We start from the raw sequence: 11313 nt of genomic DNA on the forward strand, positions 1-11313 counted from the left end.
CCCCAGCGCATATCGGTGGAATAGAACACCACGTTGCTCATGCTTTCCGCGCCACCGGCGATCACCACCTCGTGGTCGCCGCTGCCGACCTGCAGACAGGCCTGAATCACCGCCTGCAGACCCGACCCGCACCGGCGGTCGACCTGCATCCCCGGAACCGTCACCGGCAGACCGGAATCCAAGGCCACCACCCGCCCGATCGCGGGCGCCTCACTGCTGGGATAGCAGTGCCCGACGATGACGTCGTTGACGGCGTCGACCGGGATGCCGGTGCGCTCGAGTAGGCCCTTGAGTGCGGCGACACCGAGGTCGACGGCGGTCAGCGACTTGAGCATCCCGCCGTAGCGGCCGATCGGGGTGCGCACCGGCTCGCAGATCACCGCCTCGCGGATGCTCATAGGTGCCTCCCGCCGGTCACCTCGAGCACGGTGCCGGTCATGTACGACGACAGGTCCGACGCCAAGAACAGCGCGACCTTGGCCACCTCCTCGGGCTCGCCGGCCCGCCCCATCGGCACCTCGGCGACTTTCGAATCCCAGATGCGTTGCGGCATCGCCTCGGTCATCGCCGAGCGGATCAACCCCGGCTGGATGGCATTGACTCGCACACCCAGATACGCCAACTCCTTGCTGGCGGCCTTGGTCATCCCGACGATGCCGGCCTTGGCCGCCGAATAGTTCGTCTGCCCGACCATGCCGACCTTGCCGGAGATCGAGGACATGTTGACGATGGCGCCGCGCTTGTTCTCCCGCATGATCGCCGCGGCCGCCCGCAGCCCGTTCCAGGTGCCCTTCAAATGCACGGCGATGACCTGGTCGAACTGTTCCTCGGTCATCTTGCGCATGGTGGCGTCGCGGGTGATGCCGGCGTTGTTCACCATGATGTCCAGGTCGCCGAACTTCTCCACCGCCGCGCCGACGAGCGCGTCGACGTCGGCGGCCGCGGTGACGTCGCACCGCACCGCCACCGCCACGTCGGCACCGCCGAGCCGCTCGGCGGCGGATTCGGTGGCCGCCAGGTTCACATCGCCGAGCACCACCCGGGCGCCCTCGGCGACGAATCGTTCCGCGATGGCGAACCCCAAACCCTGCGCACCACCGGTGATGACCGCCGTCTGACCGGTCAGCAACGTCATGTGATCACCCGTCCTTCTCCGCGTTCCTGCGGTCATCCTATTTCATATATGATCGCGGCGGCCAACCGGTCGTCCCGGCTGCGATGAGGAGGTGTGGTGCCGATGAGTGAAGTCAGCGACGACGATTTCGCCGAGATCCTGGCCCAGACTCGCCAGTTCGTCCGTACCGCGGTGGTGCCGCGGGAGTCGCAGATCCTGGCCGAGGACCGGGTGCCCGACGACCTGCGCGACCAGGCCAAAAAGATGGGCCTGTTCGGCTACGCGATACCGCAGCAGTGGGGCGGGCTGGGCCTCGACCTCGCCCAGGACGTGGAACTGGCCATGGAGTTGGGCTACACGTCGCTGGCGGTGCGGTCGATGTTCGGCACCAACAACGGGATTGCCGGCCAGGTGTTGGTCGGGTTCGGCACCGAGGAGCAAAAGTCGCGCTGGCTGGGCCCGATCGCGGCCGGCGATGTTGTCGCCTCGTTCGCGCTGACCGAGCCCGGCGCGGGCTCCAATCCGGCCGGGCTGCACACCAAAGCCGTTCGCGACGACACGGATTGGCTGATCTCCGGGCACAAGCGATTCATCACCAACGCGCCGGTCGCCGACCTGTTCATCGTGTTCGCCCGCACCCGGCCCGCCGACGACCAGGGCGCGGGCATCGCGGTGTTCCTGGTGCCCGCGGACGCCGGCGGGGTGCAGGTCGGGGTCAAGGACGCCAAGATGGGTCAGGAGGGGGCCTGGACCGCCGACGTCAGCTTCACCGACGTGCGAGTTCCCGCGACCGCACTGGTCGGCGGCAGCGAGGATCTCGGCTACCGGGCCGCGCTGACCTCGTTGGCCCGCGGCCGGGTGCACATCGCCGCGTTGGCGGTCGGCGCCGCCCAGCGCGCGCTGGACGAGTCGGTGGCCTACGCCGCCACCGCCACCCAGGGCGGCACCCCGATCGGCAACTTTCAGCTGGTGCAGGCGATGCTCGCCGACCAGCAGACCGGGGTGCTGGCCGGCCGGGCGATGGTGCGCGACGCCGCCCGCGCCTGGGTCGCCGACGAGGACCGCCGGATCGCACCCTCGGCGGCGAAACTGTTCTGCACCGAGATGGCCGGCAAGGTCGCCGATCTCGCGGTCCAGATCCACGGCGGCAGCGGCTACATGCGCGGGGTCCCGGTCGAACGCATCTACCGCGACGTCCGGCTGCTGCGCTTGTATGAGGGCACCAGCGAAATTCAGCGCCTGATCATCGGCGGCGGTTTGGTCAAATCGGCGCAACGGCAAATCAAGGAGAGCATATGAGCGGTCGACTCACGGACAAGGTGGCCTTCATTACCGGTGCGGCGCGCGGGCAGGGCCGCGCGCACGCGGTGAAGATGGCCACCGAGGGCGCCGACATCATCGCGGTCGACGTGGCCGGCAAGCTGCCCGACTGCGTGCCCTATCAGCCGGCGACGCCGGAGGATCTCGCTGAAACCGTGCGTCTGGTCGAAGCCACCGGCCGTCGCATCCGGTCCAGCATCGTCGACACCCGTGACTACGACGGGCTGCGCGAAGCCGTCGACGCCGGGGTGGCCGCCCTGGGGCGGCTGGACATCATCGTCGCCAACGCCGGCATCACCGCGCCGCAGGTCTGGGACGCCATTACCCCGGAGTCGTTCCGCGATGTCATGGATGTCAACGTGACCGGCACCTGGAACACGGTGATGGCCGGTGCGCAGCACATTATCGACGGCGGCCGCGGCGGCTCGATCATCCTGATCAGCTCGGCCGCCGGGCTCAAGCTGCAGCCGTTCATGGTGCACTACACGGCCAGCAAACATGCGGTGACCGGGATGGCGCGCGCGTTCGCCGCCGAGCTGGGCAAGCATTCGATTCGGGTCAACAGCCTGCACCCCGGGGCGGTCAACACCCCGATGGGGACCGGTGACATGTTGGCGGCGTTGCACAAAGCCAACGAGACCAATCCGCAGCTGACCCACATGGTCACGCCGTTTCTTCCCGATTGGGTGGCCGAGCCGGAAGACATCGCCGACGCGGTCTGCTGGCTGGCCAGTGGCGAGTCGCGACTGGTCACCGCGGCGCGGATCGCGGTCGATCTCGGCTCCACCCAGTACTAACCGGGGGCTTCGCCCTGGGCATTGCGCCGACTGTGCCGTTTCATCCGCTTTTCAGCGACGGAGCGGATGAAACCGCACAGTCAGGACTGCTCGAACAACCGGGCCAGGAAGGCCACCTGATGTTCGGCGACCCGCTCAAACCACGGATGGCCGGGCCAGACATCGAAGTGGTCGCACGGGTAGTGGCGCACCTGCGCGCGGCCATGCACCGCGGTTTTGATCACCGAACTCGCCGGAACGTACCGGTCGAAGTCGGCGACCTGCACCAGCAGCGGGCAGCGCAGCCGCTTGGCGGACGGATTCGCCCGGATCAGGCCGACTTCGAGGCCCACCGCGCAGTCGACCTCGTTGCGCCAGGTCGGCCCGGCGATCGCCAGGTAGCTCTCGTACGCGCCGTCGAGGGCCAGCGCGCCCGGTGCACCGGGGCGGCCCACCAGTGGCATCAGCGTCGCATCCCGGCCCGCGGCCACCGCCACACGGCTTTTCACCCCGGTCAGCGTCCAGCGCAGCGCGGCGGGCAGGTCGCTTTGCACCACCGCGGCACGCCCGACCGCCAGGCCGTTGGTCAGCGGGGTCATCGCGATCACCGCCGCGACGTCGTCGCGGTCGGCGGCCACGCGCAGCACGTGACCGCCGGACAGGGACGGCCCCCACAGCACGACACGGTCCGGGTCCACCCCGGCCAGGCGTTGCGCCGCGGCCACCGCCGCGTGATAGTCCTGGATCTGGCGTTTGATCGAAATGCTTTGCCGCGGCTGCCCATGCGAGGCGCCGAAACCGCGGAAGTCGAACGCCAGCACGTCGGCCCCGGCCGCGGCGAACCGCTCGGCGAACGGCGCCAACCCCGAATCCTTGGTGCCGCCAAAGCCGTGCGCCATCACCACCGCCGGCCTACCGGCGGGGCCGGCCAGCCGATCCCCGGCGGCGGGGAAATGCCAGCCGCTGCACGCCACCCCGGCGCTGTCGAACATCACCTCGGCCGGGCTCATCAGCGCCACTCCTCCTCATCGCTGCGCGCTGCATCGTCGTCGGCGCGGCTCATGACGTCAGCCCGTACACCGAGCTCAACCAGATCGCGGCCGCCCCGTCCATCAGCTGCTGACGGGTCAGCGCTCCACCGGTGGTGAGCCGCTCCAACATTCGGTCGTTGAACTCCAACAACACCGAGGCCAGCACGGTGGCGTCCAGCCCGTCGGGCGCGGCTCCGGCGGCCCGTTCGGCGCGGATCATGCCGGCCACCGAGTCGACGAAGGACTCGCGGGCGTTATCCCACAGCTGCCGCACCGCGGGGCTGTGGCCGCGGGCCGCCAGCATCGCGGCGAACAGGTGCTGGTGCCGCTCCCAGGTGTCGAACAGCCCGTCGAGCATGGTGCGGACGCGGGCCCGCGGGGAGTCGGCGCCCAGGGTGAAGACGTCGTTGACGAAGAAGGTGTCGTCGTACATCCGCTCCATCAGGGCGGCGACGGCGGCCGCCTTGTTTTCGAAGTAGAAGTAGAACGCCGACCGGGACACCCCGGCCTGGCGGGCCACCGCGGCGAGGCTGACCGCGTCGAAACTCGTCTCCTGCAGGCAGCGGTCCAGCGCGTCCAGGATCGCGTCGCGGCGCGCGTCGCCGGGTTGCGGCGGCCGGCGGTCGGTGACCGATCTCATGCCGGGGTCACCTCCACCAGCCGGGATCGTGCTGCGGCGCGCCGGATTCCGGCCGGCAACTCGCGGGCCCGAATGTCGTGTTCGTAGTAGAAGTAGTCCACCTGCTGGGTGTGCCGGGGCCGATCGGTGCAGTGCCCGGCGTGCAGCTGTTGGTCGGCGTCGATGACGCGCTCCATCTGCGCGACGGTGGGCAGCGCGTAGCGTCCCACGGCGTAGGCGGCCAGCAGCCGGGACTGACACTCCACGAACGGGAACAGGGTCGGCACCGACTGCGCGAACCCGATGAAGACCAAATCGTCGATGCCGGGTTTGAACATCCGCTTGTAGAGCCGAATGTGGTTGTCCGGGACGCTGATGAAGTCCGGGTCGAAGAACGGGAAGGTGATGTTGTAGCCGGTGGCGTAGACGATCACGTCGAAGTCGTCGTGGCTGCCGTCGTCGAAGTGCACGGTGGCACCGTCGAACCGGGCGACGTTGGGTTTGGGGATCACGTCCCCGGAGCCGAGCCGCAGCGGCAACTCCACCGACTGGGTGGGATGCGCTTCGAACAGCTTGTGGTTGGCGGGCGGCAACCCGTACAGGGTCGGGTCGATGCCGAGCAGCGGCGCGGCCAGTTGCAGCGCCTTGCGCTGCCAGGACAACGGCAGATACGGCGTGGTGCGCCAGAACATGTCGCCGGGGCGGCCGGCGAGGTATTTCGGCACGATCCAGGCGCTGGACCGGGTGGATAGGGTGACCCGGTTCTGCAGCGCCTTGGAGGACAGTTCGACGGTGATGTCGGCGGCGCTGTTACCGATGCCGACGACCAGGATGCGCTTGCCGGTCAACGCCAGCGGCGTCTGGGGGTCGATGTAGTGGTGGGAATGGATGGTTTCGCCGGTGAAGGTGCCGGGGAATTCGGGTAGCCGCGGGTCCCAGTGGTGCCCGTTGCCGACGACCAGCAGATCGAAGGGCCGGGTAGTGCCGGCTTGGTCCTCGATCTCCCACCCGCCGCCGTCGAGCCGACGGGCGTGCACGACGCCGTTGCTGAACTCGATGTTGTCCAACAGCCCGAAGGTGTCGGCGTAGGAGTCCAGGTAGGCCTTGATTTCGGAATGGTGCGGAAACGCCGGATAGTGCTCGGGTATCGGAAAGTCCTGGAACGACAACCGATATTTCGAGGTGTCGATGTGCAGCGACCGGTAGGCGCTGGAATGCCCGTTGGGGTTGCCGAACGCCCAGTTGCCGCCGATGCGGTCGGACAGCTCGAAGGTGGTGTAGGGCACGCCGTAGTCGTTGAGCATCTTGCCGGCGGTCAGGCCGCTGATGCCGGCGCCGATGACCGCGGTGCGCGGGAGTTGTTGATCCACGGCCCACTTCCTCACTGTGTCGACCCAGCCTACGCGGCGTGGCTGACAAGTGTCAACGATATCTGACAGTCGTCAGACGGTGTCGACCAGATCCAGCGTCCCCAGCTCACGGACGGCCTGACAGCTGCGTCGCAGCATGGTGACGATCATGTCGTCACCGCGGTCGGTGCCGACCGCGAAAGCAAAGCCGAGCGCGGAGATCAGCAACGCCTGGATGGCCCCGAACCGGTAATCCTGCCAGCATGTTTCGCGGTCGTAGTCGGTGACGCCGTAGTCCAGCAGGGCGGTGTGGTACTCGGTCACCAGGTCCCGTTCGAGGGCGGCCCGCAGCCCCGGCTCCAGGCTGGTGGCGGCGAAGAACGCGAGATCCCGGGTGGGCAGGCCGACCCCCAACGTCTGCCAGTCGACCACCCGGATCGCGCTGCCGTCCGGCACGAACAGCATGTTGTCCAGGCGGTAGTCGCCGTGGATCAAGCTGAACCGCTCGGGCCGCGCCAGCACCCACGGGGTCACCACGTCCATCGCGGCTTTGAGCGTGTCACAGTCGGCCGCACCGAGTTTCGCGCCGAGCTTCTCGACGGTGATGTCGGCGCTCATCCGGGCGACGTCGCCCATCCCCTTGGCACCCGCCGCATCCAGCTGCGTCATCGCCAGGCCGGGGAAGGTGGGCCACTCCGGGCCGCACCAGGTGGGCCCGTGCAGCCCGGCCAGGGCGCGCACCGCCAGCCGAGCCTGCTGCTCCCCGCAGCCGGCGATCTGGTCGCCCTGCGTCGCCGGCGACTCATCGGCGAGCAGCAGCGCGTAGTCGGCGGCGTCCGCACTGATCTCGCAGTGAAAGCACTGCGGCACCGGGATCTTCACCCGATCGGCCACCGAGGCGTAGAACGCGCATTCGCTGCGGTAGCCCAACGCGACCCGGTCCCGGACGGTGTCGTCGCCGGCGGGCAGCTTGATCACGAAGGTCTCCGGCAGGCCGCCCGGATCGCTCGCGTAGCGGACCGACAGCCGGTAGGTGGCGCCGGTTTGCCCGGTCCCGACGGGTCGCACGTCCACCTCGCGCACCTCGACCGGCTCGCCACGCGAACTCAGCACCCCCGACAGCCACCCGCTGGTCACGTCGGTGGGATAACGCGGGATCGACGCCACGGGATTCATCGGGGATGTCCTTCCAGTTGCTCGGGTGCTGCGCGGTGCTGGGCCACGAACCGGATGGCCATGCGCTGCACCAACCCGGGCGCGGCGCCGGTGACCAGGGCGGTGCGCCCCGCAAACGGGCCGCGAACGGGCGGCGGGCGCTCACCGCAGCGAGTACCGGATCGGCAGGTGTTTGAGCCCGCCGACGAACGTCGTCGCGATGTGCTGGGGCGCACCGGCCAGTTCGACGGAGTCCAGCCGCTGCAGCAGCTCGGTGAAAAAGCTGTTCACCTCCATGCGGGCCAGCGCCGCCCCCATGCAGAAGTGCACGCCGTAGCCGAACGCGACGTGCTTATTGGGGTCGCGGGCGATGTCGAAGGTGAACGGGTCGTCGAAGATCTCTTCGTCGCAGTTGGCCGACGGATACGACAGCAGCACCGACTCCCCCGCGGCGATGTCGACACCGCGGATCGAGGTGTCGGCGGCGGCGGTGCGCATGAACGCTTTGACCGGGGTGACCCAGCGGATCATCTCCTCAACGGCCAGCGGCATCAAGCCGAGGTCGGCGCGCAGCTTCTCCCGCTGCTCCGGGTGTTCGAGCAACGCCAGCATGCCGCCGGAAATGGTGGCGCTGGTGGTGTCGTGGCCGGCGGCGGCGATCAGCACGTAGTAGGAGACCGTGTCGATATCGGACAGCGGCTCGCCGTTGATCCGGGCGTTGGCGATCACCGAAGCCATGTCCTCGGTGGGGTTTTGCCGCCGTGATGCGGTCACCTCGGTGAAGTACTGGAACATTTCCAGCAGCGCCGTCATCTCCTCACCGGGCGGGACCTCGCGCCTGAGTTCGTCGTCGTCGTTGCCGAACAGCTCCTGGGTGAGTTTGAGCATCATCGGGAAATCGGATTCCGGCAGGCCCAGCAGCGACAGGATCACATACAGCGGATAGTTCACCGCCACCTCTTGGACGAAGTCGCACTCCGGGCCCTGGGCCATCATCTTGTCGACGTAGATCTTGGCCAGTTCGTCCACGCGGGCCTTCAGCGCCCGCATGGCTTTGGGCCGAAACCAGTCCGCGCCGACCGCCCGCATCTCGCGGTGCTGCGGGTCGTCCATGTGGATCAGCGTGCGCACCCCGATATTGGCCTGGCGCTCATCGTTTTCCGCGGTCACCAACACCGGGCGCGGCCAGTTGGTGAACAGCGTGTTGTTACGTTCGATTTCCATGATGTCGGCGTGTTTGGTGATCGCCCAAAACGGTCGATAGGACGGGACGTCGACCCAGGACACCGGGGCGTGACCGCGGAGATGCCGCAGTGCCGCATGCAGTTTCGGCTCGTCGGTGTAGGCCTTCGGGGTGGCGAACAGCTGGGCGGCTGCATCGATAATCCGGGTGCTCATCAGTTCCTCCCTGACACGGTCACATCGGTCCGCATGTCGTTCACGATGGCGGTCACCGTGGACTCGGAAACGCCGGACAGAAAACCCGGTAGGACGCGGTCGATCACCCCGTCGCAGCGCTCGCGCAGCTTGGCGGCCACGTCCCCGGCCGGTGCGACCACGGCGAACGCGTCGAGGATCTCGTCGTCGATCAGCGCGCCCATCTCGTCCCAGGCGCCGCGCAGCGACAGCCGGTGCAATTCGGTGTGCAGCTCGCCCCAGCCGTGCAGGTCGAGCACCGCCCGGTAGGCCGGCGTCGACGCGTAGAACGCCAGCTGTTTGCGGGTCGCGGCCGCGGCGGCCTGCAGTTCGGCGTCGGTGTCGCCGGTCACCACGAACACCGGCGCCGACAGCTGAAATGCGCTGCGCTCCCGCCCCGTCCGCTGCAGGCCGCGCCGCAGCGCCGGGACGGTCACCTCCGCGAGGTAGCGCCGGGTGGTGAAGGCGTGGGCGTGCATGCCGTCGGCGACCTCACCGCACAGCTCGGTCATCGCTTCGCCGACGGCGGCGAGGAAGATCTTCGGGAAGCCGTGCGGTTGGGGTTCGGGGGTGAACATCGGCGTCATGAGCTTGTGGGTGTAGAACTCGCCGTCGAAACCCAGCTTGGTGCCGTCCTGCCAGGCCGTCCAGATCGCCCGCAACGCCAACACGAATTCCCGCATCCGGCGCACCGGGTGGCTCCACGGCATGCTGAATCGTTTCTCGATATGCGGCCGGATCTGGGTGCCCAGGCCCAAATTGAGCCGGCCCCGCGAGTAGGCCTGCAGATCCCAGCCGACCTGGGCGACGGTCATCGGGTTACGCGCGAACGCCACCGCAATGCTGGTGCCCACCTCCAGCCGCGAGGTGTGCTCGGCGGCCAGCAACAACGGCAGGAACGGATCGTGGTTGATCTCCCCGACCCAGCAGCCGTCATAGCCGTGGCGTTCCAATTCGTCGGCCGCCCTGGCCACCCGGTCCAATTGGTTGGGCAGCCCCCGGTCGATCTTGAGGCCCGGGCCAGGGCTCGGGCTCATGCCCGCCACCGGCACCCGCTTCGCATGTGAAAGAAGCTACAGTAAGCCATTCAGTATGGTCAATGGCCGGTGGTTACGGGAAGCGTTGGTAGCACCGGTCCGCATCGCCGTCCAGCACGCCGGAGCGGAACGCCAGGATCCGGGTGAAGCCGGCCGGCACGGTGTTGCCGTTGACGTCGCTGGCGGCCAGCCCGTTGGCCAACAGGCCGGTGACGGCTTCATCCAGGTCACCGGCGGTGAGAATCAGGCCCTTGCCGTCGGTGCCGGCCGGTTCCGCCATCCCGCGCTGGCCCACCCCGGTCAGGCAGGCGGTCCGCAGCCCCGCCATCGCCGAGGTCAGCTCCACACCCCGCTGATGTTGCAGCGCCAGCGTGTACCGCGACATGACCACGGACAACGCGGTGTCGTCGCCCTGCAACATCACCTTGTTCTTTCGCTCGTCGGCCGGCGTCCCCATCTCCTCCAAGGCAGCCAGGTCGACGCTGATGGTGTTGGTGGCCGGACAGTACGAGGCCGGGGGGCTGGCTTGGGCGTCCGCGCATTGCGGGGTGTCGTAGGACAGGGTGGGCGGCTGCTGCGGCGAATAGATCTTGTTCATCACGTCCATCAGCGCCGACAGGGTGTCCTTGTCGATGTCCACGTCACCGGTCGGCACGTCGCCGGAATCATCGGGCCGCAACGCCATTGGCAGGTCACCCCGGCGTTGCTCGATTTCGGCCATGTCGATCGCCGCGCACACCGCGGTGCCGGTGTCGAAGCCCATCTGGAACGCACCGACCCGGTCCAGCGCCGTCCCATGACCCTTTTTGATCCACTTCTCGTCGCCGGGACCCAACACCGGATCGCGGCCCATGATCACCCCGGCGAGCACGTGGTTGAGCCCCTCGGTGGTGTTCAGCGTGAAGCGGGACGACTGGTCCTCGGCTACCCAGTGCAAATACACGCCGGCGAAGCAGTCGGCCTGCTGTTCTTTGACGACGACCGGGGTTGACTTGTCCGCCAAGCCCGACATGCTCTGCAGCGCATGCCCGTACTCGTGCGCCAACACCCCGACCACGGCCATCGGGCCGAAGTATTTTTCCGCGGTGGGCATGAACGAACCACGGTCCCAGGCGATGAAGGTCTGGTCCCACTTGAAGGGATAGCGGCACGCGCCGAACATCGCGTTCTCGTTCTGGTATGTCGGCTCATCGGGGCACAGCATCGGTCCCCTCGGGTCGGTCGAGTCGTAGGAGATGTAGGTCGGGACGGGCGTGAAGGTCCGCTTTAAGCCCTCGTAGTGGTCCTTCCAATACGCTTCGATGTCGTTGATCGCCAACGTCACCAGTTCGTCGATTTTGCCGTGATCGGTGTTGGTCACCGTGCCGGTCGGGGCGGGCGCGTTATCGCGCGGACCGTTGGGGCCGTCGGTCACCGGCAGCCCGCCGACCTGTGCCGGGTTGTAGAGCATCGACACCGGGTGCCCGTCGACCACCGACCCGCATCCGGCCAGCACC

At 68.1% G+C, this 11313-nt stretch carries 11 protein-coding genes; 2 read left to right on the plus strand and 9 right to left on the minus strand.

From position 1 onward, the window contains the following. The coding region (locus BKN37_RS22695) for a thiolase family protein (RefSeq protein ID WP_278184972.1) at window positions 1–398 on the minus strand (398 nt) is incomplete at its 3' end. Next, the gene (fabG, locus tag BKN37_RS22700) at window positions 395–1135 is read right to left on the minus strand and encodes a 3-oxoacyl-ACP reductase FabG (RefSeq protein ID WP_071029200.1); all 741 of its coding nucleotides are present in this window, start codon (window positions 1133–1135) and stop codon (window positions 395–397) included. The genes fabG and BKN37_RS22695, both read right to left, overlap by 4 nt. A 102-nt stretch (window positions 1136–1237) precedes the next feature. On the opposite strand from fabG, the gene BKN37_RS22705 reads away from it, so the two are divergent. Beyond that, window positions 1238–2413, plus strand: a complete 1176-nt coding sequence (locus tag BKN37_RS22705) for an acyl-CoA dehydrogenase family protein (RefSeq protein WP_071029207.1) — start codon at window positions 1238–1240, stop codon at window positions 2411–2413. After that, window positions 2410–3231 (plus strand): mycofactocin-coupled SDR family oxidoreductase, encoded by an 822-nt coding sequence (locus BKN37_RS22710; protein ID WP_071029201.1) that lies wholly within the window; start codon window positions 2410–2412, stop codon window positions 3229–3231. The genes BKN37_RS22705 and BKN37_RS22710 overlap by 4 nt, the downstream gene beginning before the upstream one ends. A gap of 80 nt (window positions 3232–3311) precedes the next feature. Here BKN37_RS22710 and BKN37_RS22715 read toward each other — a convergent pair whose 3' ends face one another. The 7 genes from BKN37_RS22715 to BKN37_RS22745 form a co-directional block, all read right to left on the minus strand. Further along, complete coding sequence (locus BKN37_RS22715) at window positions 3312–4220, minus strand: alpha/beta hydrolase (protein ID WP_071029208.1); 909 nt, start codon at window positions 4218–4220, stop codon at window positions 3312–3314. Between the two features lie 49 nt (window positions 4221–4269). Beyond that, window positions 4270–4881 (minus strand): TetR/AcrR family transcriptional regulator, encoded by a 612-nt coding sequence (locus BKN37_RS22720; RefSeq protein WP_071029202.1) that lies wholly within the window; start codon window positions 4879–4881, stop codon window positions 4270–4272. Further along, window positions 4878–6230, minus strand: a complete 1353-nt coding sequence (locus BKN37_RS22725) for a flavin-containing monooxygenase (protein WP_071029203.1) — start codon at window positions 6228–6230, stop codon at window positions 4878–4880. Before BKN37_RS22725 ends, BKN37_RS22720 begins: the two co-directional genes overlap by 4 nt. Window positions 6231–6302: 72 nt before the next feature. Then, window positions 6303–7385 (minus strand): phosphotransferase family protein, encoded by a 1083-nt coding sequence (locus tag BKN37_RS22730; RefSeq protein ID WP_071029204.1) that lies wholly within the window; start codon window positions 7383–7385, stop codon window positions 6303–6305. 141 nt (window positions 7386–7526) lie between these two features. Next, on the minus strand, window positions 7527–8762 hold the full coding sequence (locus tag BKN37_RS22735) for a cytochrome P450 (protein WP_071029205.1): 1236 nt from the start codon (window positions 8760–8762) through the stop codon (window positions 7527–7529). Next, window positions 8762–9817 carry an LLM class F420-dependent oxidoreductase gene (locus BKN37_RS22740; protein WP_071029209.1) on the minus strand — a complete coding sequence of 352 codons (1056 nt, stop codon included), beginning with the start codon at window positions 9815–9817 and terminating at the stop codon, window positions 8762–8764. The genes BKN37_RS22735 and BKN37_RS22740 overlap by 1 nt, the downstream gene beginning before the upstream one ends. A 73-nt stretch (window positions 9818–9890) precedes the next feature. Beyond that, window positions 9891–11312, minus strand: a complete 1422-nt coding sequence (locus BKN37_RS22745) for a neutral zinc metallopeptidase (RefSeq protein WP_207547285.1) — start codon at window positions 11310–11312, stop codon at window positions 9891–9893. Between the last annotated feature and the right edge of the window lies 1 nt (window position 11313).

Origin of the sequence: Mycobacterium talmoniae, from assembly GCF_001854525.1 — a bacterium.
Lineage (GTDB): Bacteria > Actinomycetota > Actinomycetes > Mycobacteriales > Mycobacteriaceae > Mycobacterium > Mycobacterium talmoniae.